Source organism: Pseudomonas sp. CK-NBRI-02, from assembly GCF_008124495.1.
Classification (GTDB): Bacteria; Pseudomonadota; Gammaproteobacteria; order Pseudomonadales; family Pseudomonadaceae; genus Aquipseudomonas; species Aquipseudomonas guariconensis.
Genome location: NZ_VSJH01000006.1, coordinates 137,767 through 161,685, shown reverse-complemented (window position 1 = coordinate 161,685; position 23,919 = coordinate 137,767). Strand labels below are relative to the sequence as shown.

Sequence of the window (23,919 nt, the reverse complement as noted above, 5' to 3'; positions counted from 1 at the left end):
GTCCAAGGCAGGTATTTCCGAAGCATTCGCCGGGCGATGCGTGCAAGCGCCAAGGGGCGGGCAGAGGTACGGCGAAAAGAAGCGGGTAAGCAGGTGAAACACCGCACTTGTCGTTTTTTTTCGGTCTTCTCTACACGGCGCTGGTGGCGATTCCAGGCATTTCGGTAAACTGGCGAAAACCCCGTCGGACGGCCTCGCGTCCTCGAGAATTGCGATGGTCAGGGGCGGGCCTGGAGCCTGCTGCCGCTGGCCTGCCGCTTTTGGCGGCGTTCGCGACTATAGCAGCAATGATTAAGTGCTTCAATTCCATAAAAAATTGTTATGATTCCTCCATGACGACCAATACCCCTCCGACTTCCGGCGTTCAGCTGATCGAAGTCGCGCCGGAGCTTGCCGGCCAACGCATCGACAATTTCCTCATCACGGCCCTCAAAGGCGTGCCCAAGACCTTGGTTTACCGCATCCTGCGTAAAGGCGAGGTGCGGGTCAACAAAGGGCGGATCAAGCCTGAGTACAAACTGCAGGCTGGCGACATCGTACGAGTGCCGCCTGTCCGTCTGCCTGAGCGCGACGAGCCGGCGCCGGTGGCCCAAGGCCTTTTGCAGCGTCTGGAGGCGGCTATTGTCTATGAAGACAAGGCGCTGATCGTGCTCAACAAGCCAGCCGGCATTGCCGTGCATGGCGGCAGTGGTCTGAGCTTCGGCGTGATCGAGGCACTGCGTCAGCTGCGTCCGGATGCCAAGGAGCTGGAGCTGGTGCATCGCCTCGATCGTGACACCTCCGGGCTGCTCATGATCGCCAAGAAGCGCAGCATGCTGCGCCATCTGCATGCCGCGTTGCGTGGCGACGGTGTCGACAAGCGGTACATGGCGTTGGTGCGTGGCCACTGGCCAACGTCCAAGAAGCAGGTCAGCGCGCCGCTGCAAAAGAGCAACCTGCGCTCCGGCGAGCGCATGGTCGAAGTCGATGAGGAGGGCAAGGAAGCGCTGACGCTGTTCCGCGTCCTGCGTCGCTTCGGCGACTTCGCGACCATGGTCGAGGCGCGTCCGGTGACGGGGCGTACCCACCAGATTCGTGTCCATACCTTGCATGCCGGGCATAGCATTGCCGGGGACAGCAAGTATGGTGACGAAGATTTCTCCAAGGAGATTCGCGATCTGGGTGGCAAGCGTCTGTTCCTGCATGCCTATGCCCTGACCGTGCCGCTGCCCGATGGCGGTGAGCTCAAGCTCGAGGCTCCGGTGGATGAGGTCTGGTCCAAGACTGTGGAGCGCTTGAGTGCGACTTGATCGTTCATGAATAAACCCTATGAGTTGTTGATCTTCGATTGGGACGGCACCCTGGCCGATTCCATTGGGCGTATCGTCGAGGCCATGAATGCCGCGGCTGAGCGTGCCGGCGAAGCCTCCAGCAGCGATGCTGCGATCAAGGGCATCATCGGTCTGGCGCTGGGGGAGGCGATCTCCACGCTATATCCTCACCTGGATGCCGTTCAGGTCGAGGTTTTCCGCCAGCACTACGCCGATATCTACATGGCCCTGGATCAACAGCCTTCGCCGTTGTTCGATGGCGTGGCCGAGTCGTTGGAGGCTTTTCGTGCCGACGGCTACCGTCTGGCGGTAGCCACCGGCAAGGCGCGTCGTGGTCTGGATCGGGTGCTCAAGGCCAATGGCTGGGAACGTTACTTCGACATTACCCGTGCCGCCGACGAGACGCGCGGCAAGCCACATCCGCTGATGCTCGAGCAGATCCTGGCTCACTGCCAGGTCGAACCCCATCAGGCGCTGATGGTCGGAGACTCTGCATTCGACTTGCAAATGGCCAGCAACGCCGGGATGCATTCGGTTGCGGTGGGATATGGTGCTATGTCGTTGCAGGCCTTGAGCGAATTCGGTCCACAGGTGTGCATCGATCATTTTTCACAGTTGCGCGAGTGGCTCGCTTGTTCGCGCACGGTCAATTCCAAGGTAGGTAAGCATGGCTGATGAGTGGCGGGCGCCCGAGCCCGAAGAGTCGGAAGAACGCGAGGAGCGCAAGAGCTGGAAGTTGCTGGAAAAGACCCTGCTTGCAGGTGTCCAAGAGCAGCGTCGGGCGCGGCGCTGGGGCATTTTCTTCAAGCTGCTGACCTTCGTTTACCTGTTCGGGCTGTTGGTGCTGTTCACGCCCATGATGGATGTGGACAAGGCTGCGTCGCGCAGTGCCAACCATACAGCGTTGGTAGAGGTGCGTGGCATGATTGCCGACGAGGAGCCAGCCAGTGCCGACAATATCATCAAGAGTCTGCGAGACGCCTTCAAGGATGCCAAGACCAAGGCTGTGATCATGCGCATCAATAGTCCTGGCGGCAGTCCTGTGCAGTCGGGTTACGTTTACGACGAGATCCGCCGACTGCGTGCTGAATACCCTGCGATCAAGCTTTATGCGGTGATTGCCGACCTGGGCGCGTCGGGGGCTTATTACATTGCCAGTGCGGCTGATGAAATTTATGCCGACAAGGCGAGTCTGGTGGGCTCCATCGGTGTGACCGCTGCAGGTTATGGCTTTGTCGGCACCATGGAAAAACTGGGTGTGGAGCGGCGGACCTACACCGCAGGCGAGCACAAGGCGTTCCTGGATCCGTTCTCGCCGCAAAAGCCAGAAGAGACCGCGTTCTGGCAGGGCGTGCTCGATACCACGCATCGTCAGTTCATCGCCATGGTCAAGCAGGGGCGCGGCGATCGCCTGAAGGACAAGGAGCATCCAGAGCTGTTCAGTGGCCTGGTCTGGTCGGGCGAGCAGGCCAAGGAACTGGGGCTGGTGGATGGGTTGGGCAGTGCCAGCTACGTGGCGCGTGAGATCGTGGGCGAGAAGGAGTTGGTGGACTTCACTGTCCAGGAGTCGCCGTTCGATCGCTTCTCCAAGCGCTTGGGTGCCAGCGTGGCTGAGCGCCTGGCTATGTGGATGGGTTTCCAAGGGCCATCGCTGCGCTGACATCAAGCCCGCTCCAGCCATTGGGCATCGCTCGCGCATGTGAGGCGATGCCCCCAGGGGCTGGGTTGCTTCGTTCAGACCTTCAGGGAATCTGCACGCCTTCTTTCAAAAGCATGTCGACCAGTCGGATCAGCGGTAGCCCGATCAGGCTGGTTGCATCGCAGCCGTGGGTGCTCTGGAACAAGCTTACCCCCAGGCCTTCGGCCTTGAAGCTGCCTGCGCAATCCAGGGGCTGTTCCGCTGCCACATAGCGTTCCACGCTTTCGCGATCGAGTTCGCGCAAATTTACGGTAAAGGGCACGCAATCCACCTGGCATTGGCCTGTGGTGCTGTTGAGTAGCGCCAGGCCGGTGAGAAAGGTGACCTGCTGGCCGCTGGCGGCCAGCAGTTGTTCGCAGGCGCGTTCGAAGGTATGTGGCTTGCCCAGGATCTGCTCGCCGAGCACCGCTACCTGGTCGGAGCCGATGATCAGATGGTCGGGGTGGCTGGCCGCAAGCGCCTCGGCTTTCTGGCGGGCCAGGCGACGAACCAAAGTGGTGGCCGGCTCGTCATCCAGGCGCCGCTCGTCTATATCGGGGCTTGCCCAGCCGAAGGGCAGGTGCAGGCGCTCAAGCAGTTCGCGCCGGTAGGGGGAGCTGGAAGCCAGTAACAGGGGAAGCATGGTAGACTCCTGGGCAGATGAACCAAATTCTAACATGTGAGATGCCGCCGAATTTCCTTTGACAGGGGCGGGGGGCATCCCTAGAATGCTGCGCCTATGTTGAATGACCCGATTCCACCTCACGTTGACCCGCGCAAATTGGCCGATCGTGGCGTAACCATCCAAGGTTCGCTGCAACTCGCTGATTTGGAAAGACTCTGCGACCCGCTGTCCGACGATGTCGGTACGGTGCAGGCGAAGTTCGATTTTGAGCGAGACGAGCAAGGCGCTGTGGTGTTTCACAGCGAACTCGATGTCGAAGTCAAGATGGTTTGCCAGCGTTGTCTTGAGCTGGTCACCCTGCCGATTCACAGTGAATGTACGTACGCTGTGGTGAAGGAGGGTGCGAATACCCAGTCGTTGCCGAAAGGCTATGACGTGCTGGAACTGGGCGAAGATCCTTTGGATCTGCAGGCGTTGATCGAGGAAGAGCTCTTGCTCGCCTTGCCTATCGTGCCTGCTCATCATCCGGAAGAATGCCAGCAGCCGGCGGGCGCAGATGAGCCCGAATCGAGCAAGGACGAGGTATCGCGGTCCAACCCGTTCAGTGTTTTGGCGCAGTTAAAGCGTGACCCAAACGTTTAGGAGTTAATCAATTATGGCTGTTCAGCAGAACAAAAAATCCCGCTCTGCCCGTGACATGCGCCGTTCCCACGACGCCCTGTCGGAAAACGCGCTGTCCGTAGAGAAGAGCACCGGTGAAGTGCACCTGCGCCACCACGTTTCGCCAGAAGGCGTATACCGTGGTCGCAAAGTGATCGACAAGGGCGCTGACGAGTAATCCTTGTCCGCTCAGATCATCGCGATCGACGCAATGGGCGGGGACTTCGGTCCCCGCAGCATTGTTCAGGCAAGTATTGCTTGCCTCTCGGCTACCCCCTCGTTACATCTGACCCTCGTCGGTCAACCCTCCCTCCTCGAAGATCTTGTCAGCAGTCTGCCGGCTGCGGATCGCGCGCGCCTGCAAATCGTAGCGGCAAGCGAAGTGGTGGGTATGGACGAGCGGCCATCACAGGCATTGCGGGGTAAACCTGACTCGTCGATGCGCGTCGCCCTGGAACTGGTGCGTGATGGCAAGGCGCAGGCCTGCGTGAGCGCCGGAAATACCGGTGCGCTCATGGCGCTGTCGCGCTTCGTGCTCAAGACGCTGCCGGGCATCGACCGGCCGGCTATGGTGGCGGCGATCCCCACGCAGGCAGGGTATTGCCAGCTGTTGGATCTTGGCGCCAATGTCGATTGCAGCGCCGAGAACCTCTATCAGTTCGCCGTGATGGGATCAGTGGCCGCCCAGGCGCTGGGAATCCATCGTCCGCGGGTAGCGCTGCTCAATGTTGGCACCGAGGACATCAAAGGCAATCAGCAGGTCAAGCTTGCAGCGAGCCTTTTGCAGAATGCTCGCGGGCTCAACTACATTGGTTTCGTCGAGGGCGATGGCCTCTACCGTGGTGAGGCCGATGTGGTGGTGTGCGACGGTTTCGTCGGCAATATCCTGCTCAAGTCCAGCGAAGGTCTGGCCACCATGATCGGTGCGCGCATCGAGGCGCTATTCAAGGGGGGTGTGTTGGCCCGGGCTGCTGGTGCCATGGCCATGCCCCTGCTCAAGCGACTGCAGGCCGACCTGGCCCCGGCGCGGCACAATGGCGCGAGCTTCCTCGGTCTGCAAGGTATCGTCATCAAGAGCCATGGTTCTGCCGGAGTGCAGGGCTTCCAGAGCGCCATCCAGCGTGCGCTGATCGAAATCCAGGAGAACCTGCCGCAACGCCTGCATGGTCGCCTGGAAGATCTCTTGCTTTAATTCCCGCCGTGAAATGGTTAAATGTGACCGCTTGGTCTCTTTTCCCATCCAAGTTTTCAGTTTCCGCGTCCAGCCCTGGGCTCGACGCACCCTATCCGACGACAAGATCATAAGGGCTTGTTCAATGTCTGCATCCCTCGCATTCGTCTTTCCCGGTCAAGGTTCCCAGTCGCTGGGCATGCTCGCCGAACTCGGCGCAGAGAAACCGGTAATCGTCGAGACCTTCAAGGAGGCTTCCGAGGCTCTGGGCTATGACCTGTGGCAGCTGGTCCAGCAAGGTCCGGAGGAACAACTCAACCAAACCGACAAAACCCAGCCGGCGATCCTCACTGCATCCATTGCCCTGTGGCGCCTGTGGCTGGAAGAGGGTGGTGCGCAACCGGCCTTCGTTTCCGGCCATAGCCTGGGCGAGTACAGCGCGTTGGTCGCTGCTGGCAGCCTGAGCCTGAAAGATGCCGTTCGCCTGGTCGAGCGTCGTGGCCAGCTCATGCAAGAGGCCGTTCCTGCAGGTCACGGTGCCATGGCGGCAATCTTGGGCCTGGATGATGCCGATGTTGTGGCGATCTGTGCAGAAGCGGCTGAAGATGAAGTGGTCAGCGCGGTCAACTTCAACTCGCCAGGCCAGGTGGTCATCGCCGGCAACAAGGCCGCGGTGGATCGCGCCATGGAACTGTGCAAGGCCAAGGGTGCCAAGCGTGCGCTGCCGCTGGCGGTCAGCGTGCCATCGCACTGTGCATTGATGAAGCCTGCCGCCGAGCGCTTCGCCGAGGCGGTCAACGCCATCGAGTGGAAGGCCCCGCAGATTCCGGTCGTGCAGAATGTCACCGCCGCGATCGCCGCCGACCTGACTGCCCTCAAGCAGGACTTGCTGGCCCAGCTGTACCAGCCTGTGCGTTGGGTCGAGTGCGTGCAGACCCTGGCCGCCAATGGTGCGGTCAACCTGGTCGAGTGTGGCCCTGGTAAAGTCCTGGCTGGTCTGAACAAGCGGTGCGCCGATGGCGTGACCACCTACAACCTCAATACCCCTGACGCCGTCGCCGCCGCCCGTGCGGCGCTGGCCTGAAACTGGAGAAGCTTGCATGAGCCTGCAAGGTAAAGTTGCCCTGGTCACCGGCGCCAGCCGCGGTATCGGCCAGGCTATCGCCCTGGAACTGGGCCGCCAGGGCGCGACCGTGATCGGCACCGCTACCTCGGCCTCGGGTGCCGAACGTATCGCCGCGACCCTGAAGGAACACGGCATCAATGGCACCGGCATGGAGCTGAATGTGACCAGCGACGAGTCGGTCAGTGCCGTGCTCGCGGCCATCGGTGAGCAGTTCGGCGCACCGGCCATCTTGGTCAACAACGCGGGTATCACCCGCGATAACCTGATGCTGCGCATGAAGGATGATGAGTGGTTCGACGTGGTCGACACCAACCTCAACAGCCTCTACCGTCTGTCCAAGGGCGTGCTGCGCGGCATGACCAAGGCACGCTGGGGTCGTATCATCAGCATCGGCTCGGTCGTCGGTGCCATGGGTAACGTCGGTCAGGTCAACTATGCTGCCGCCAAGGCCGGTTTGGAGGGCTTCAGTCGTGCCTTGGCGCGTGAAGTGGGCTCGCGCAACATCACCGTCAACTCGGTGACTCCGGGCTTCATCGATACCGATATGACCCGTGAGCTTCCAGAAGCACAGCGCGAAGCTCTGCAGTCGCAGATTCCGCTGGGTCGTCTGGGTCACGCCGACGAGATCGCCAAGGTGGTTTCCTTCCTGGCATCCGATGGCGCGGCCTACGTAACGGGCGCCACCGTGCCGGTCAACGGCGGGATGTACATGTAAAAACCTGCAGCACCAATGTGACGGATTGCTTCAAAAAAGTGTCATACACGGAGCCTAAAATCCGTTATAAAGCTGCAACCAGATTCCAGGCAGAGGGTCAGGTGACTTCGAGATCGGCGCGTTCCGCTTGAAAAGCAGGCGTCTTTCTATAAACTTGGTCACCGGCCAGCTGCCTGACATATGTCCATTAGGAGTGAAAACTAGGTATGAGCACCATCGAAGAACGCGTCAAGAAAATCGTCGCCGAGCAACTGGGCGTCAAGGAAGAGGAAGTGACTGCTGAGAAGTCCTTCGTCGATGACCTGGGTGCCGATTCGCTTGACACCGTTGAGCTGGTGATGGCTCTGGAAGAGGAATTCGAGACCGAAATCCCTGACGAAGAAGCCGAGAAGATCACTACCGTTCAAGCTGCTATCGACTACGTCAAAAGCCACCAGGCCTAAGACGCAGTAGTCGACGCTTCTTGTCGGGAAAAACCGCACTGCCTTTGCCGGCGTGCGGTTTTTTCTTTGCGAGTGTCGAGAGCCTGTTGCCATTTCATTCCATTGCCTGAATGCAATGGCAAGAGACTCTGTTATTAGAAGAGGAGAGTACTGTGTCGCGTAGACGCGTCGTGGTCACCGGTATGGGTATGCTGTCGCCACTGGGTACCGATGTACCGAGCACTTGGCAGGGCATTCTGGCTGGCCGCAGTGGCATTGGGCCGATCGAACACACGGACCTGTCTGCCTATACCACCCGTTTTGGCGGCTCGGTGAAGGGCTTTGAGGTTGAGCAGTACCTGTCGGCCAAGGAAGCTCGCAAGCTCGACCTGTTCATCCAGTACGGCCTGGCGGCCGGTTTCCAGGCGGTACGCAATGCCGGCCTGGAAGTCACCGACGCCAACCGCGAGCGTATCGGCGTGGCCATGGGCTCGGGCATCGGCGGCCTGACCAACATCGAAGAAACCAGTCGCACCTTGCATGATCAAGGGCCGCGGAGGATTTCGCCGTTCTTCGTGCCGGGTTCGATCATCAATATGATCTCGGGCTTCCTGTCGATCCACTTGGGTCTGCAGGGACCGAACTACGCTATCGCCACTGCATGCACCACCGGCACCCACTGCATCGGCATGGCCGCGCGCAACATCGCCTACGGTGAAGCCGACGTGATGATCGCCGGCGGTGCCGAAATGGCAGCCTGTGGTCTGGGCATGGGGGGCTTTGGCGCCTCCCGTGCACTGTCGACGCGCAATGATGAGCCGACCCGCGCCAGCCGTCCATGGGACAAAGGCCGTGATGGCTTCGTGCTTTCCGATGGTGCTGGTGCCCTGGTTCTCGAAGAACTCGAGCATGCCAAGGCCCGAGGCGCGACGATCTATGCCGAGCTGGTTGGCTTTGGCATGAGCGGGGATGCCTACCACATGACTTCGCCGCCCGACACCGGTGATGGCGCTGCGCGCTGCATGACCAATGCCCTGCGTGACGCTGGCATTCAGCCGGAAGAGGTCAGCTACATCAACGCCCATGGTACCTCGACCCCGGCGGGCGACATCGCCGAAGTGGCCGCGATCAAGCGGGTGTTCGGCGAGCACGCCTACAAGCTGGCCGTGAGCTCGACCAAGTCGATGACCGGCCACCTGCTGGGCGCCGCCGGTGCGGTGGAAGCGATCTTCAGCGTACTGGCGATCAACAGCCAGATGGCGCCGCCGACCATCAATCTGGACGAGCCGGACGACGGCTGCGACCTTGACTTCGTGCCTCACGAAGCCCGCAGCATGCCTATCGATGTAGTGTTGTCCAACTCCTTCGGCTTTGGCGGGACCAACGGTTCGCTGGTGTTCCGCCGGTTCGTCGGCTGATGCACAGTTGGATCGACGGCCAGGCCGCGACTGCACTCAATCTGCAGAACCGCGGCTTGGCCTATGGCGATGGCCTGTTCGAGACCATCGCCGTGCGTGCGGGCAGGCCTAGCCTGCTCACGCAGCACCTTGATCGCCTGGCATTGGGTTGCCAGCGACTGGCGATCGAGGCTGACCTGCCACTGATCCGCGACGAAATCATCGCTTACGCCAGCCAGCTCGGTGAAGGCGTGGCCAAGCTGATCCTCACCCGTGGCGACAGCCTGCGTGGCTATGCACCTGCTGCCGGTGCCGCGCCCCGTCGTATCCTCCAGGGCAGCCCGTTGCCTGCCTATCCTCGGGAAAACGCCGAACACGGCATACGGCTGTTCGACTGCCAGACCCGCCTGGCGGAACAACCGCTGCTGGCCGGGCTCAAACACCTGAACCGCTTGGAGCAGGTATTGGCCCGCAGTGAATGGCAAGGCACCGATCACGCCGAAGGGCTGATGCGCGACATGCAAGGGCGGCTGATCGAGGGGGTGTACAGCAACCTGTTCCTGGTGCGCGACGGTGTGCTGCTGACGGCGGACCTGAGCCGCTGCGGTGTCGCGGGCGTGATGCGTGCGGCGTTGCTCGAGCAGGCCGCAGCACTCGGTGTCCAGACCCAGGTGCGCGACCTCGCGTTGGCGGAGTTGGAGCAGGCTGACGAAGTGTTCCTGTGCAATAGTGTGTACGGCGTCTGGCCGGTGCGCGAATTCGCGGCACTCAAGCTTAACTGGTCGCCAGGCCCGCTCACCCGTAAACTGCAGGCCGTTGCCCGTACGTTACTGGAAACCTGATTCGTGAGACGCAAATTCCTGCTGCTGCTGGAAATGGGGTTGATCCTGGCTGGCCTCGCTGTGGGCTGGTCGGCCTGGAAGGTCAACTCGGTTCTGGAGCAGCCTCTGCACGTGACGCAGGAGCAACTGCTCGACGTGCCCAGCGGCACCACCCCTAATCGTATGTTCTATCGCATGCAGAGCGAAGGACTGCTCGATGATGCCGTCTGGCTGCGCCTGTACTGGCGTTTCAACATGGCCGGCACCCCATTGCACACCGGCGAATATCGTCTGTCTCCGGGCATGACCGTGGCCGAACTGTTCGAGGCCTGGCGCCGGGCCGATGTGGTGCAGTACAACCTGACCCTGGTCGAGGGCTGGACCTTCCGCCAGGTGCGCGCCGCAGTGGCCAAGCACGAAAAAGTCAAACACACCCTTGACGGCCTGTCCGACGCCGAGGTGATGGAAAAGCTGGGGCATACCGGCGTGTTTCCTGAAGGTCGTTTCTTCCCCGACACCTACCGTTTCGTGCGGGGCATGAGCGATGTCGAGCTGCTGCAGCAAGCCTACATGCGCCTGGAGGAAGTCCTGGCCAAGGAATGGGCCGAGCGGGCCACTGATTTGCCTTATCGTGACCCATACCAAGCGCTGATCATGGCATCGCTGGTGGAAAAGGAAACCGGTATTCCCCAGGAGCGCGGGCAGATCGCCGGTGTGTTCGTGCGTCGTCTGCGCCTGGGCATGATGCTGCAGACCGACCCGACCGTGATCTACGGCATGGGTGAGCGCTATAACGGCAAGATCACCCGGGCCGACCTACGTGAGCCGACGCCCTACAACACCTACACCATGACGGGCTTGCCGCCGACACCGATCGCCATGGTCGGTCGCGAGGCGATCCATGCCGCGCTGAACCCCTCCGATGGCACGAGCTTGTATTTCGTCGCCCGCGGCGATGGCAGCCACGTATTCTCGGATGACTTGGATGATCACAATAGCGCGGTGCGTGAGTTCCAGCTCAAGCGCCGCTCCGATTACCGCTCCAGCCCCGCGCCGCAGACGCAGCCGGATGCGAGCGAGCAGGCGCCGGCCGAGTCGGGTCAGAACCCGATCCCTGAGGGCGATGCACCTGCCAGCGACCCTGCGCCGGGCGATGCGCCGGCACCTGACGAACAACAGTAAGGACTGCCAGTGAGCGGCTTGTTTATTACCCTGGAAGGCCCCGAAGGCGCGGGCAAAAGTACCAATCGCGAATACCTGGCCGAGCGTTTGCGCGAGCAAGGGCTGGACGTGGTCATGACCCGCGAACCCGGTGGTACGCCGCTGGCCGAGCGGATCCGCGAACTGTTGCTGGCGCCCAGTGACGAGATCATGGCGGTCGATACCGAACTGCTGCTGATGTTCGCCGCCCGCGCTCAGCACCTGGATCAGGTCATTCGTCCTGCTCTGGCGCGTGGTGCGGTGGTGCTTTGCGATCGCTTCACCGACGCCACCTATGCCTATCAAGGCGGCGGCCGGGGGCTGCCCCAGGCGCGTATCGCTACCTTGGAAACCTTTGTCCAGGGCTCGTTGCGTCCGGATCTGACTCTGGTGTTCGACCTGCCGGTCGAGGTCGGCCTGGCGCGCGCTGCTGCCCGTGGTCGCCTGGACCGCTTCGAGCAGGAAGGCCAGGCCTTCTTCGAGGCTGTGCGGCAGGCGTATCTGCAGCGAGCCCAAGGCGCCCCTCAGCGCTATAGCGTGCTGGATGCCGCACAACCGCTGGAGGCTGTGCAGCGTGCCATCGACGCACTGTTGCCTGGCATTTTGGAGCGGTGCCGTGGCTGAAGCCTATCCCTGGCAGCAGGGGCTTTGGGAGCAACTGTCTGGACGTGCTCAGCACGCCCATGCCTACCTCCTGCACGGGCCGCAGGGCATCGGTAAACGCGCCTTGGCCGAGCGCCTGATGGCGCGCCTGCTATGTCAACAGCCCCAGGGGCTGGATGCCTGTGGCCAGTGCAAGTCGTGTCTGCTGCTCAAGGCGGGGAGCCATCCGGACAACTTCGTGCTAGAGCCCGAAGAGGCCGACAAGCCGATCAAGATCGACCAGGTGCGTGAGCTGGTGTCCTTCGTGGTGCAGACTGCCCAACAGGGCGGCCGCAAGGTGGTGCTGATCGAGCCGGTCGAGGCAATGAACGTCAATGCATCGAACGCCTTGCTCAAGAGCCTGGAGGAACCCTCCGGCGACACCGTGTTGCTACTGGTCAGTCATCAGCCGAGCCGCTTGCTGCCGACTATCAAGAGCCGTTGCCAGCAGATCGCATGCCCGCAACCAAGTCTGGCTCAAAGCCAGGCTTGGTTGGCCGGTGCCTTGCCCGAGAGCAGCGCTGAGGAGCGCGATGAGCTACTGGCCCTCGCTGCTGGCTCGCCGTTGATGGCTGTCAGTCTGCAGGCACAAGGCGTGCGTGAACAGCGTGCGCTGGTCACCGAAGGGGTCAAGAAGCTGCTCAAGCAACAGCAATCGCCCAGTCAGCTCGCCGAGGCCTGGAACAACGTCCCTTTGCTCTTGTTGTTCGACTGGTTCTGTGACTGGTCGCACCTGATTCTGCGTTATCAATTGACCCAGGACGAAGAGGGGCTAGGCTTGGCCGATATGTGCAAGGTGGTTCAGTATCTGGCGCAGAAGAGCCGACAGGGCAGGGTGCTGGAGGTCCAGGCGTGGATTCTCGAACAGCGCCAGAAAGTACTGGCCAAGGCCAACCTCAATCGTGTCCTGCTGCTGGAAGCCTTGCTGGCCCATTGGGTCCAGTTGCCTGGCGCCCGCTGATACTTTCGTTTTCTCCATGTGTGCCGTCATCCATGCTCGTAGATTCCCATTGCCATCTTGATCGTCTGGACCTCAGTGCCCACCAAGGCTCCCTCGATGCGGCGCTGCAGACCGCCCGGGAGCGGGGTGTCGGGCATTTTCTCTGTATCGGGGTGAGCGCCGAGAACGCCGCTGCCGTCAAAGCGTTGAGCGAGCAATACGCCGATGTGGATTGCTCGGTGGGGGTGCACCCGTTGGACCTTGCACCCGGTGAAACACCCGCGCTGGAGTGGCTGCTGCGTGAGCTGGCCCACCCCCACGTCGTCGCTATTGGCGAAACGGGTTTGGATTACCACTACGAGCCGGAGGCGGCAGCTTTGCAGCAGGCATCCTTCCGTCTGCACCTGGAGGCGTCGCGCCAGACCGGCAAGCCGGTGATCGTTCATACTCGCGCGGCACGGGCCGACACCTTGGCGTTGCTGCGTGAGGCCAACTTGCCCCAGGCCGGTGTGCTGCACTGCTTCACCGAAGACTGGGACATGGCCCGCCAAGCCTTGGACCTGGGTTATTACATCTCTTTGTCGGGCATTGTCACCTTCCGCAATGCCGATGCCCTGCGTGACGTCGCCCGTCAGGTGCCTGCCGACCGGCTGCTGGTCGAGACCGACTCGCCATACCTTGCGCCGATTCCATACCGGGGCAAGCCGAATCTGCCGCAATACGTGCGTGAAGTGGCCGAGTACGTGGCGTCGCTGCGTGGCGTCAGTTACGCCCAATTGGCCGAGCAGACCACGGCCAACTTCAAGCGGCTGTTCCCGCTGGCGCGGGTGGCTGGTTGATCCGAGTGCCCTGACCCTGCAACGCGCATGGGGATCCGGGCAAAAAAAACCCGGGTTCTGGGGGGGGAATCCGGGTTAAGACCATTAGGAGTAAAACAAAGGTACCGCGGTCCCTGGGCACCTTTATTGACGCGCCACTTGGGGGGATGCGCCGCGCCAACACTCCAAGTATTGGTCAGGTTTGGCACAGTGCCAGCGACAACTGGTCGTTTTTTAAACAGATTTGGAATACGCCTTGGAACCATTGGGCCATCCCTGTATGGCTGGGCGTATTTTCCAAGGGCTTGAGGGCTTCCTTGCACGTATCGTGATACACAGATGCTTGGATGATCCGTGCAATTTCCTGCAAGTTAGGCATAATAATCCGCTTCGATTGTCATCCAGTCCTTCCTATGCAGAAAGAACCTCGTAAGGTCCGTGAGTTTCGCCGCCGCGAACAAGAGATCCTCGATACCGCGCTCAAGCTGTTTCTCGAACAAGGGGAAGACAGCGTCACCGTCGAGATGATCGCCGACGCCGTGGGCATCGGCAAAGGCACGATCTACAAGCACTTCAAGTCCAAGGCGGAGATATACCTGCGCCTGATGCTCGACTATGAGCGTGACCTGAACGCGCTGTTGCATTCGGACGACGTCGACCGTGACAAGGAGGCCCTGTCGCGCGCCTATTTCGAGTTCCGCATGCGCGATCCGCAGCGCTACCGGCTGTTCGACCGCCTGGAAGAGAAAGTGGTCAAGGGCAACCAGGTGCCGGAGATGGTCGACGAACTGCACCGCATCCGTGCCTCCAATTTCGATCGCCTGACCCTCTTGATCAAGGGGCGCATCAGCGAGGGCAAGCTCGAGGACGTGCCGCCATACTTCCACTATTGCGCCGCCTGGGCGTTGGTGCATGGCGCCGTTGCGCTGTACCACTCACCCTTCTGGAGCAATGTACTGGAGGATCAGGAAGGTTTCTTCCAGTTCCTCATGGACATCGGCGTACGCATGGGCAACAAGCGCAAACGCGACCCGGAAATCGCAAACTGAAGGTCTGACCGGCCTTTCCCTGCACCGTCCGGCATTGAGGCTTGCAAAAACCTGATTTTTGAGTCAGGTTTTGCAGGCCCGATTCTTCCATGCCGGAGTCATTCATGATCGTCGATCGTCAAGGTAGGCGTTTTCGCAACCTGCGTGTCAGCCTGACGGCTGCTTGCAACTACGCCTGTACCTACTGTGTGCCTGATGGCAAGCGCCTGGTGGCGGCACAGGATGAACTCCCGGCGCAAACCCTGGCCCGCGGCGTAGCCTACCTGGTCGAGGCGGCTGGCATCGAGCGACTACGCATTACCGGGGGGGAGCCCTTGGTCAGTCCCCGCTTGGAAGGCTTTCTGGAGTCGGTGGCCAAGCTGGGGCTGGCCGAGATCGGACTGACCACCAATGGCCAGCTGCTTTCACGCAAGCTGCCGCTGTTGCTAGATGCTGGTATTCGCCGCCTGAATGTTTCCCTCGATACCCTCGATCCGCAGGCGTTTCGCCGAATTGCGCGCGGAGGTGACCTGCAGAGCGTGTTGACCGGCATGGCGCAAGCCAGTGCCGCTGGTATGAGCATCAAAGTGAACATGGTGCCGATGCGTGGGCAGAACCTCGATCAGGTGTTGCCGCTACTGGATTATTGCCTGGAGCGAGGATACGAGCTGCGCTTCATCGAGCTCATGCGCATGGGGCATCTGGCCCGCGATCACAACGCTTTTCTGCAGCAGTTCGTGAGCCTGGAGCAACTGCTTGGGTTGATCGGCCAAGTTCATGCCTATCAACAGGCGAGTGCCCCTATCGATGCCACTGCGATGCGTTATCGCATTCCCGGCAAAGGGCATTTCGGCGTGATTGCCAACGAGAGCGTGCCATTTTGCCGAACCTGCTCACGCCTGCGGTTGTCCTCCACGGGCTGGCTGCATGGCTGCTTGTCATCGGGCAATCGGCATTTTGTCGGCGATTTGCTCGACAAGCCGCGTCACCAGGCGCTTCCCAGCCTGCAGCGGTTATTGGTCAAGGCTTTGGCGGACAAGCAGGATGTGGCGTTTTCCGGTGGGGTGACGATCATGAAAGTGATCGGCGGTTGATTCTGGCGCAAAAGCTGCATCTGGCGGCTATTCGCCGGTTTTTCGTCGCCGGGTTCTGGAGGAATGATGCGTAGCCTGGTCTTGTCGCTCGCCCTGATGGCGTTGGGCGGCTGCATGAATGTCAGTGATATGGGAGAAGGCGTTCGGTACCACATGAGCGATGCTGGGCTGCTGGATCACAGCGAGACTCGGCGCAGCCTGTCGGTGCGTCTGCAACCAGATTCGTTCATCTTCATCGGCCAAGGCCACTTCGTACCGCCGGCCAAAGGTCCGGTTCCACGCCAGAACGCTGTGGCCGAGGAAGCCTACAAGAATTTTGTCGAGTACTTCCCGCTGGTACGTCGTGCACAGGGGCCGTTGGGGCTGGAGGAGGCGATTGCCGAGGCGCGCTCGGTTGGGGCCGATTACGTCCTGTACACTCGCTTCGCTCGTAGCGACGACCGCATCGGCAATGGGGACGAATGGTATGACGAGCAGGCTGTGGATCGTTTGGGCGTGGACACTGGCGTGGTACAGATGATGCTGATCGAGACCAGCACTCGCTATCTGATCGACACCGTACGTATCAAGAGCCGTGGCGGTTTGTTGACGTTCCACGACAATGCGCCGGAAGATTTGCTTGCTCAGCCCATGCGCGATTACGCTCGTAGTCTCGTGGGTATGAGTCGTTGAGGGCAGGGGCATGACAGGTAGCGGCAAGGCCAACGATCTTCTGGCGCAGATCCCCAAGGAGAAGGGCTTGCCGCCGGTGCATCTATGGAACCCGGACTTCTGCGGCGACATCGACATGCGCATCGCCCGGGATGGCACGTGGTATTACCTGGGCACACCTATCGGGCGCAAGCCGATGGTGCGGTTGTTCTCCACCATCATTCGCCGCGACGGCGATGACTATTTTCTGGTTACCCCGGTGGAGAAGGTCGGCATCCGCGTCGATGACGCACCGTTCGTCGCTGTCACGCTGGATGTGGAAGGCAGCGGCGAGCAACAGGTGCTGCGCTTTACCAGTAACGTCGACGATCAGGTCGCTGCTGGCAAGGACCATCCCCTACGTGTCGAAATCGATTCGCGAACCCAGGAACCTTCGCCTTATATCCTCATGCGCAGCAACCTCGAGGCGTTGATTCACCGCAACGTATTCTACCAATTGGTCGAGTTGGCGGTGCCGCGCGAGATCGACGGACAAGTGTGGCTGGGTGTCTGGAGTCGCGGCGAGTTCTATCCGATCGGTCGGCCTTGAAGAGCTGAAGGTTGATATGGGGCGCACAGCGGCCCAGGATCGACGCCGATCGGCCTCCTGCTTTTTCGCTGAATTGGCCATTTGCCCCTAGCGCATCGGGACATAACCTGCTGGCAATCGCCCATCAGGAGAAACCCATGAAAACCCTCCATCACTCCCTCGTCTTGCTACTGTCCTTCGGCCTTTGGGGCCTACAAGCGCCAGCCTGGGCCCACGGTGAGCAGCCCAATCAGGTCAAGATCCTGCAAGAGCGGCTTCCCAGCAATGCGCCTGGCAAAAAAGCCGTCATGCTCACCGTCAGTTATGCACCGGGACAGGCCTCGCCGGCCCATCAGCACCCTGGCGCGGTTATGGCCTATGTACTCGAGGGGGCGGTGGCTTCCAAGCTCAATGATGAGCGAGAAAGGATCTACAAGGCAGGGGAGTACTGGTACGAGGCACCGGGTACCGTGCACAGTGTGTCGCGTAACGCCAGCCAGAGCCGGCCCGCCAAGCTGCTGGTTTGGAGTCTGGTCGATGAGGGCAAACCTGTCACCGAGCCACTGAAATAGAACGCAACGGCAGAAACGAAAAAACCTCCAGTGCTTACGCGTCTGGAGGTTTTTTCAATGTTTGGCTCCGCGACCTGGACTCGAACCAGGGACCCAATGATTAACAGTCATTTGCTCTACCGACTGAGCTATCGCGGAATCTGCGCGTATCTTACTGATCGCCAGGGGGAAGTCAAGCTTCCCCCTGAGCAATCAATGAGTTACAGCACTTCGACGATGGCCTTGGTGACGACGTGGATGTTGCTCTGGTTCAATGCGGCAACGGCGATACGGCCAGTGTCCAGGGCATAGATACCGAAGTCGTTCTTCAGGCGGGCCACTTGTTCAACGGTCAGGCCCGAATAGGAGAACATGCCCACCTGGCGGCCCACGAAGCTGAAGTCGCGCTTGGCGCCGTACTGGGCCAGCAGCTCGACCATCTGCTTGCGCATGCCGTGGATACGCTCGCGCATCTCGCCCAGCTCCGCTTCCCACATTTGGCGCAGTTCAGCGCTGTTGAGCACGGTGGCGACGATGGTCGCGCCGTGAGTCGGCGGGTTGGAGTAGGTGGTGCGGATGACACGCTTGACCTGCGACAGCACACGGGTGCTTTCGTCTTTCGAGGCGGTGACGATCGACAGCGCACCAACGCGCTCGCCGTACAGCGAGAACGACTTGGAGAACGAGCTGGAAACGAAGAACTCCATGCCCGACTCGGCGAACAGGCGCACCGCGAAGGCATCCTCAGCGATGCCGTCACCGAAGCCTTGGTAGGCCATGTCCAGGAAGGGCACGTGGCCCTTGGCTTTGACGACGTCCAGAACGTTTTTCCAATCGTCCAGGGTCAGGTCGACGCCGGTCGGGTTATGGCAGCAGGCGTGCAGCACGACGATGGAGCCGGAAGGCAGATTGTTCAGGTCCTCGAGCATGCCAGTGCGGTTGACGTCATTGCTCGGCGCGTCGTAGTAGCGGTAGTTCTGCACCGGGAAGCCAGCGCTTTCGAACAGGGCGCGGTGGTTTTCCCAGCTCGGATCGCTAATGGCTACGACGGCGTTGGGCGAAATACGCTTGAGGAAGTCGGCGCCGATTTTCAGAGCACCGGTACCGCCAACGGCCTGTACGGTGACCACGCGGCCAGCGGCCAGCAGTGGCGACTCGGCGCCGAACAGCAGCTTCTGTACGGCCTGGTCGTAGGTGGCGATACCATCGATCGGCAGGTAGCCGCGCGAGGCGTGCTGGGCAGCACGCTGGGTCTCGGCTTCGATCACGGCGCGCAGCAGCGGAATGCGGCCTTCCTCATTGCAGTACACGCCTACGCCCAGGTTGACCTTGTCGGTACGTGGGTCGGCGTTGAATGCTTCGTTGAGGCCCAGGATGGGGTCGCGGGGTGCCAGCTCGACAGCGGAAAACAGGCTCATTGTTACCTTGGCTCTGATTGGAGAGTGATAGGACGCGCACACTCCGGCCGAGTGCACAGAAGTGGTGCGCAAACGGGGAGTCAGTATAGTGATACCCATCGGTCACCGCGACAGTCTGGCGCAGGTTTTCCGGGCTTTTGTGCGAATATTTTTCAACCATTGGTCGAATTGCCCGGTCCACTGTAATGCGCGTTCGCAGCTTGACCTTGATTCTGGTCCCGGGCGAGCGCATTTGGGTATAGACTACTGGCTAAATTTACAGTTGCTGCGTTACCGCGAGGTCCGTCATGTCCGAGTTCCAACTCGTCACCCGTTTCCAGCCGGCCGGCGACCAGCCCGAAGCCATCCGACTGATGGTCGAAGGCATCGAGGCTGGGCTTTCGCACCAGACCCTGCTGGGCGTGACCGGCTCGGGCAAGACCTTCAGCATCGCCAATGTCATCCAGCAGGTCCAGCGTCCGACCCTGGTACTGGCACCGAACAAGACCCTGGCGGCGCAGTTGTACGGCGAGTTCAAGGCGTTCTTTCCGAACAACGCAGTGGAGTATTTCGTCTCCTACTACGACTACTACCAGCCTGAGGCCTACGTGCCCTCGTCCGACACCTTCATCGAGAAGGACGCCTCGATCAACGATCACATCGAGCAGATGCGACTGTCGGCTACCAAAGCCTTGCTGGAACGCCGCGACGCGATCATCGTCACCACGGTGTCCTGCATCTACGGCCTGGGTAGCCCCGAGACCTACCTGAAGATGGTCCTGCACGTCGATCGTGGCGATAAACTCGACCAGCGCGCACTGCTGCGCCGCCTGGCGGACCTGCAATACACCCGCAACGAGATGGACTTCGCCCGTGCCACCTTCCGCGTGCGTGGGGATGTGGTGGATATCTTCCCGGCCGAATCGGACCTTGAGGCCATCCGCATCGAGCTGTTCGACGATGAGGTGGAGAACATCGCCGCATTCGACCCGCTCACCGGCGAGGTCTTCCGTAAGCTGCCGCGCTTCACCTTCTACCCCAAGAGCCACTACGTCACGCCACGCGAGACCCTGCTCGAGGCAGTGGAGGGCATCAAGGAAGAACTCAAGGACCGCCTGGACTACCTACAGAAGGCGAACAAGCTGGTAGAAGCCCAGCGTCTGGAGCAGCGCACCCGCTTTGACCTGGAGATGATCCTCGAGCTTGGTTACTGCAACGGCATCGAAAACTACTCGCGCTACCTGTCCGGCCGACCGGCCGGCGCGCCGCCACCGACCCTGTACGACTACCTGCCGGCGGACGCGTTGCTGGTTATCGATGAATCCCACGTCAGCGTTCCCCAGGTCGGTGCGATGTACAAGGGCGACCGCTCGCGCAAAGAAACTCTGGTGGAGTACGGCTTCCGTCTGCCATCGGCCCTGGACAACCGCCCCATGCGCTTTGACGAGTGGGAGGCCGTCAGCCCGCAGACCATCTTCGTCTCGGCCACCCCCGGTCCGTACGAGGCCGAGCACGCCGGGCGGGTGGTGGAGCAGGTGGTGCGCCCCACCGGCCTAGTGGATCCGCAGGTGGAGGTGCGGCCGGCCCTGACCCAGGTCGATGACCTGCTGTCGGAAATCCGCAAGCGCGTGGGTGCTGGCGAGCGGGTGCTGGCCACCACCCTGACCAAGCGCATGGCCGAGGACCTTACCGACTACCTGGCCGATCACGACGTGCGGGTACGCTACCTGCACTCGGACATCGATACTGTCGAACGGGTCGAGATCATCCGTGACCTGCGCTTGGGTACATTCGACGTGCTGGTGGGCATCAACCTGTTGCGCGAGGGCCTGGACATGCCCGAGGTGTCCCTGGTGGCCATCCTGGATGCCGACAAGGAAGGTTTCCTGCGTTCGGAACGCTCCCTGATCCAGACCATCGGCCGCGCCGCACGTAACCTCAACGGCAAGGCGATCCTTTATGCCGACCAGGTCACCGGCTCCATGCAACGGGCCATCGACGAGACCGAGCGACGCCGGGCCAAGCAGATCGAATTCAACCTGGCCCACGGCATCGTGCCCAAAGGCGTGGTCAAGGACATCACCGACATCATGGAAGGCGCAAGCGTTCCGGGCGGACGCAGCAAGAAGCGCAAGAGCATGGCCAAGGCAGCGCAAGAGAGCGCCCGCAACGAGGCTGAGTTGCAGACGCCGGCGCAGATCACCAAGCGCATCAAGCAATTGGAAGAGAAGATGTTCCAGTACGCCCGCGACCTGGAGTTCGAGGCGGCCGCCCAATTGCGCGACGAGATCACCCAACTGCGCGATCGATTAATAGTGAGTTGATCGCTCGAGTGCCTGTAAGACTTCTTCGCGGGTTTGCCCGCGAAAAGGGCAGGCGACACCCATTCAATGGGCCTCGCCCGGCTTCATTCCCGGTGGCAACTTGCGGGTCAGCAACACGGCCACCATGCTCACCACCAGTCCCAAGCCAACCCAGTGGAAGGCGTCGTTGTAGGCCATGATCAGCGCTTGCTGGTGGGTGATCTCGCTCAGTTTGCCCAGCGCCGCGTTATCGCTGCCCAACCGCTCGGCCAACTGCGATAGCCGTTCGGCCACCTGTGGATTGCTTGGCACCACTGATTCTCGCAGGTAATCGAAATACACCTTGGTTCGCGCGTCCAGCAGTGTCGCCAGCAGGGCGATACCGATCGCCCCGCCCAGATTGCGCAGGATGTTGAACAGGCTCGACGCTGAGCCGGCGTCTTCCGGCAGAATGTAGGCGGTGGCGATAAGCGAGATGGTCACCATGATCATCGGCTGCCCCACGGCACGGATGATCTGGATTTGATCGAATTGCGGCCCGGCAAAATCAGGGTTCAATACGCCTGAGCCGAAGCTGGCCAGTCCGAACAGGCAAAAGCCCAGTGCGCAGAGGACCTTGGGCGGAATCACCTTCATCAGCAGCGGCACCAGCGGAATCAGGAACAGCTGCGGCAACCCCATCCACATGATCACCTCGCCGATCTGCAAGGCGTTGTAGCCCTGGACCTGCGCCAGGTACAGCGGCAACAAGTAGATCGAGCCATACAACCCTACGCCCATCCCCAAGCTTGCCACGCTGCTGAGCCCGAAATTGCGGTTGCCGAGGATGCGCAGGTTGATCAGCGGGTGAGGTCTGGAGAACTGCAGGATGACAAACGTGATCAGGCTGATCAGTGCTACCGTGCCGAGGCTGACGATCAGGTTCGACTCTAGCCAATCCTTGCGATGGCCTTCCTCTAGAAACACTTGCAAGCAGCCCAGGCCCAGCCCCAGCGTGACGATGCCGGCGTAATCGGTGCGCTTGAGCAGGTCCCAATGGGCCTCTTTCTTCTCAAGACCATAGAGTAGGCCCGCGATCATCACGATGCCTGGTGGCACATTGATATAAAAGATGTACTCCCAGCCCCAGTTCTCGGTCAGCCAGCCGCCCAGTGTCGGGCCGATCGACGGGGCGAAGGTGGCCGTCATGGCAAACATGGCCATGCCCTTGGCGCGTTGGTGTTCCGGCAGCTTGATGAGCGTAAGGGTGAACGCCAGGGGGATCAGGGCGCCGCCGGTGAAACCCTGAAGAGCGCGAAAAAGGATCATGCTCTCCAGGTTCCAGGCCATGGAGCACAGCAGCGAGGAAGCGAGAAATCCCAGTGACACCCAGACCGCCAAGCGCCGGGCCGAGAGCAGCTGCACCAGCCAGGCGGTAAGAGGGATCATGATGATCTCCGCCACAAGGTACGAGGTGGAGATCCATGAGCCTTCCTCAAGGGTGGCCGAAAGCGCGCCCTGAATGTCTTTGAGCGATGAGTTGGTGATCTGGATATCCAGCACCGCCATGAAGGCCCCGAGCATCGCGCTCATCACCGCGATCCAGTCGCGACGGCTTGGCTCCGCAGTGGGGCGTATCAGCGCGTCACCGGCCATCTTGGCCTTCGTCCGCATCGCGCAGGTCAACGGTCACGGTTACCGACATGCCCGGACGGATACGTCCATGCAGCGGGTTGTCCGCAGCAAAGGTGAGCTTCACCGGGATACGTTGGACCACCTTGGTGAAATTGCCGGTGGCGTTGTCCGGCGGCAGCAGGCTGAACTGTGCCCCGGAGGCGGCGAACAGGCTGTTCACCTGGCCTTCTATCGGAGTATCCGGGTAGCTGTCGAACACCAGCTCTGCGCGTTGCCCTGGGTGCATGCGGCCAATCTGGGTCTCCTTGAAGTTGGCCTGCACCCAGATGTCTTCATCCGGAACGATCGATAGCAGGTAGGCACCAGCTTGCACTACCTGTCCATTGCGTGCGTTGCGTTGGCCGATGGTGCCGCTGATCGGCGCGCGGATTTCGCAGCGGCTCAGGTTCAGCTCGGCCTGGGCCAGGTCGGCACGAGCATTGGCGATCTGCGCATCGAGGCGCTTGAGGTCAGCGCTCAAGGCATTGACCTGCTGGCGCTGGCTTTGCAGATCGGCCTGGGCCTTGTCGACTTGGGAGCGGGCCACGTGACTCTCCGCCGAGAGAGTAGTGACACGTTCCTCAGAGACAAAACCCGGCTTACGCAAGGCTTGGGCGCGGTTGAGGTCTAGTTGCGAGCGGTTGAAGGTCGCCTGGTTGGCGGCCACCTGGGCTTGGCCGGCCGCGATCAGGCTGCCTTGCTGGGTCAGCCGGCTTTGCGCCTGCTCACGTTCGGCTTCGCGGGTGGCCAGGGCTGCCCGGGCGCGCTCGACGGCCAGTTCGAAATCGGCCCGTTCCAGGTGAACCAGGAGCTCGCCCTTGGTCACATGCTGGTTGTCCTCGACCAGGACGTTGTCGATGCGGGCACCGAGCTGGCTTGAGATGCGCGTGATTTCACCTTGGACATAGGCATTGTCGGTGCTCTCGTAGAAGCGGCCCTTGAAGTACCAATGGGCCAGGAAGGCGAGGGCGACGAGCAGGACCAGGGTGAAGAAGATCAACAGGCGACGTTTGAGCTGGGCGGGCATGGGTACTATGGTTCCAGAAATGTAAGTAAATTTAACAGCCAGTACTGGCGCCCTCACAAGTGACAATCGCGCCATTGCTGGAGCCGGACGCCCGCTCCCTGCTAACATCCCGCCTTTGTTTC

The 23,919-nt window shown here is 61.1% G+C and carries 25 protein-coding genes and 1 tRNA gene; 21 read left to right on the top strand and 5 right to left on the bottom strand.

The window, feature by feature from the left end; genetic code table 11:
• The first annotated feature begins 332 nt into the window (after window positions 1-332).
• Genes rluC through DQ397_RS05105 form a run of 3 tightly spaced genes read left to right on the top strand, consistent with a single transcriptional unit; the run spans window position 333 to window position 2,970 of the window.
• Window positions 333-1,289 carry a 23S rRNA pseudouridine(955/2504/2580) synthase RluC gene (rluC, locus tag DQ397_RS05115; RefSeq protein ID WP_043214399.1) on the top strand — a complete coding sequence of 319 codons (957 nt, stop codon included), beginning with the start codon at window positions 333-335 and terminating at the stop codon, window positions 1,287-1,289.
• 6 nt (window positions 1,290-1,295) lie between these two features.
• Window positions 1,296-1,985: an HAD family hydrolase gene (locus tag DQ397_RS05110; RefSeq protein WP_043214401.1), complete on the top strand. Its 690-nt coding sequence runs from the start codon at window positions 1,296-1,298 to the stop codon at window positions 1,983-1,985.
• Window positions 1,978-2,970 (top strand): S49 family peptidase, encoded by a 993-nt coding sequence (locus DQ397_RS05105; RefSeq protein WP_043214403.1) that lies wholly within the window; start codon window positions 1,978-1,980, stop codon window positions 2,968-2,970. Before DQ397_RS05110 ends, DQ397_RS05105 begins: the two co-directional genes overlap by 8 nt.
• Before the next feature lie 82 nt (window positions 2,971-3,052).
• Here the strand turns inward: DQ397_RS05105 and DQ397_RS05100 are convergent, their stop codons facing one another.
• Window positions 3,053-3,631, bottom strand: coding sequence for a nucleoside triphosphate pyrophosphatase (locus DQ397_RS05100; protein WP_043214404.1), 579 nt, complete (start codon window positions 3,629-3,631; stop codon window positions 3,053-3,055).
• A gap of 96 nt (window positions 3,632-3,727) precedes the next feature.
• On the opposite strand from DQ397_RS05100, the gene DQ397_RS05095 reads away from it, so the two are divergent.
• The 17 genes from DQ397_RS05095 to DQ397_RS05015 all read left to right on the top strand — a co-directional run bounded on the left by DQ397_RS05095 (window position 3,728) and on the right by DQ397_RS05015 (window position 17,438).
• Window positions 3,728-4,255, top strand: a complete 528-nt coding sequence (locus DQ397_RS05095; protein ID WP_043214407.1) for a YceD family protein — start codon at window positions 3,728-3,730, stop codon at window positions 4,253-4,255.
• A 13-nt stretch (window positions 4,256-4,268) separates the two neighbouring features.
• Window positions 4,269-4,451, top strand: coding sequence for a 50S ribosomal protein L32 (gene rpmF, locus DQ397_RS05090; RefSeq protein WP_008096416.1), 183 nt, complete (start codon window positions 4,269-4,271; stop codon window positions 4,449-4,451).
• A gap of 3 nt (window positions 4,452-4,454) precedes the next feature.
• Window positions 4,455-5,465 (top strand): phosphate acyltransferase PlsX, encoded by a 1,011-nt coding sequence (plsX, locus tag DQ397_RS05085; protein WP_080642141.1) that lies wholly within the window; start codon window positions 4,455-4,457, stop codon window positions 5,463-5,465.
• Window positions 5,466-5,589: 124 nt separating this feature from the next.
• On the top strand, window positions 5,590-6,528 hold the full coding sequence (fabD, locus tag DQ397_RS05080) for an ACP S-malonyltransferase (RefSeq protein WP_043214410.1): 939 nt from the start codon (window positions 5,590-5,592) through the stop codon (window positions 6,526-6,528).
• Window positions 6,529-6,544: 16 nt separating this feature from the next.
• Window positions 6,545-7,285: a 3-oxoacyl-ACP reductase FabG gene (gene fabG, locus DQ397_RS05075; protein ID WP_043214411.1), complete on the top strand. Its 741-nt coding sequence runs from the start codon at window positions 6,545-6,547 to the stop codon at window positions 7,283-7,285.
• Window positions 7,286-7,491: 206 nt separating this feature from the next.
• On the top strand, window positions 7,492-7,728 hold the full coding sequence (acpP, locus tag DQ397_RS05070; protein ID WP_043214413.1) for an acyl carrier protein: 237 nt from the start codon (window positions 7,492-7,494) through the stop codon (window positions 7,726-7,728).
• 152 nt (window positions 7,729-7,880) lie between these two features.
• Entirely contained in the window at window positions 7,881-9,125 is a 1,245-nt protein-coding gene (fabF, locus tag DQ397_RS05065; RefSeq protein WP_043214415.1) for a beta-ketoacyl-ACP synthase II, read from the top strand.
• Complete coding sequence (pabC, locus tag DQ397_RS05060) at window positions 9,125-9,946, top strand: aminodeoxychorismate lyase (protein WP_043214417.1); 822 nt, start codon at window positions 9,125-9,127, stop codon at window positions 9,944-9,946. Before fabF ends, pabC begins: the two co-directional genes overlap by 1 nt.
• 3 nt (window positions 9,947-9,949) lie before the next feature.
• Window positions 9,950-11,107, top strand: a complete 1,158-nt coding sequence (mltG, locus tag DQ397_RS05055; RefSeq protein WP_043214419.1) for an endolytic transglycosylase MltG — start codon at window positions 9,950-9,952, stop codon at window positions 11,105-11,107.
• Between the two features lie 9 nt (window positions 11,108-11,116).
• Complete coding sequence (gene tmk, locus DQ397_RS05050) at window positions 11,117-11,749, top strand: dTMP kinase (protein ID WP_090343787.1); 633 nt, start codon at window positions 11,117-11,119, stop codon at window positions 11,747-11,749.
• The gene (locus DQ397_RS05045) at window positions 11,742-12,728 is read left to right on the top strand and encodes a DNA polymerase III subunit delta' (protein WP_043215456.1); all 987 of its coding nucleotides are present in this window, start codon (window positions 11,742-11,744) and stop codon (window positions 12,726-12,728) included. The genes tmk and DQ397_RS05045 overlap by 8 nt, the downstream gene beginning before the upstream one ends.
• A gap of 32 nt (window positions 12,729-12,760) precedes the next feature.
• Window positions 12,761-13,546 carry a TatD family hydrolase gene (locus DQ397_RS05040; protein ID WP_043215454.1) on the top strand — a complete coding sequence of 262 codons (786 nt, stop codon included), beginning with the start codon at window positions 12,761-12,763 and terminating at the stop codon, window positions 13,544-13,546.
• 392 nt (window positions 13,547-13,938) lie between these two features.
• Window positions 13,939-14,574, top strand: coding sequence for a TetR/AcrR family transcriptional regulator (locus tag DQ397_RS05035; RefSeq protein WP_043215450.1), 636 nt, complete (start codon window positions 13,939-13,941; stop codon window positions 14,572-14,574).
• A 104-nt stretch (window positions 14,575-14,678) separates the two neighbouring features.
• Complete coding sequence (locus DQ397_RS05030; protein WP_043215448.1) at window positions 14,679-15,647, top strand: GTP 3',8-cyclase MoaA; 969 nt, start codon at window positions 14,679-14,681, stop codon at window positions 15,645-15,647.
• Between the two features lie 66 nt (window positions 15,648-15,713).
• Window positions 15,714-16,319 carry a DUF4823 domain-containing protein gene (locus DQ397_RS05025; protein WP_043215446.1) on the top strand — a complete coding sequence of 202 codons (606 nt, stop codon included), beginning with the start codon at window positions 15,714-15,716 and terminating at the stop codon, window positions 16,317-16,319.
• Between the two features lie 10 nt (window positions 16,320-16,329).
• A complete protein-coding gene (locus DQ397_RS05020; RefSeq protein ID WP_043215444.1) occupies window positions 16,330-16,887 on the top strand; it encodes a DUF1285 domain-containing protein in 558 nt (185 codons plus the stop codon).
• 137 nt (window positions 16,888-17,024) lie between these two features.
• On the top strand, window positions 17,025-17,438 hold the full coding sequence (locus tag DQ397_RS05015; protein ID WP_043215443.1) for a cupin domain-containing protein: 414 nt from the start codon (window positions 17,025-17,027) through the stop codon (window positions 17,436-17,438).
• A 62-nt stretch (window positions 17,439-17,500) separates the two neighbouring features.
• Here DQ397_RS05015 and DQ397_RS05010 read toward each other — a convergent pair.
• Window positions 17,501-17,576 (bottom strand) — tRNA-Asn (locus DQ397_RS05010).
• A gap of 62 nt (window positions 17,577-17,638) precedes the next feature.
• Complete coding sequence (locus tag DQ397_RS05005; RefSeq protein ID WP_043215441.1) at window positions 17,639-18,835, bottom strand: amino acid aminotransferase; 1,197 nt, start codon at window positions 18,833-18,835, stop codon at window positions 17,639-17,641.
• A gap of 287 nt (window positions 18,836-19,122) precedes the next feature.
• On the opposite strand from DQ397_RS05005, the gene uvrB reads away from it, so the two are divergent.
• Window positions 19,123-21,138: an excinuclease ABC subunit UvrB gene (gene uvrB / locus DQ397_RS05000; protein WP_043215438.1), complete on the top strand. Its 2,016-nt coding sequence runs from the start codon at window positions 19,123-19,125 to the stop codon at window positions 21,136-21,138.
• Between the two features lie 63 nt (window positions 21,139-21,201).
• On the opposite strand, the gene DQ397_RS04995 is transcribed toward uvrB, so the two are convergent.
• Both DQ397_RS04995 and DQ397_RS04990 read right to left on the bottom strand, forming a co-directional pair.
• A complete protein-coding gene (locus DQ397_RS04995; protein WP_178113778.1) occupies window positions 21,202-22,692 on the bottom strand; it encodes a DHA2 family efflux MFS transporter permease subunit in 1,491 nt (496 codons plus the stop codon).
• A gap of 49 nt (window positions 22,693-22,741) precedes the next feature.
• Entirely contained in the window at window positions 22,742-23,797 is a 1,056-nt protein-coding gene (locus tag DQ397_RS04990) for an HlyD family secretion protein (RefSeq protein WP_043215434.1), read from the bottom strand.
• Between the last annotated feature and the right edge of the window lie 122 nt (window positions 23,798-23,919).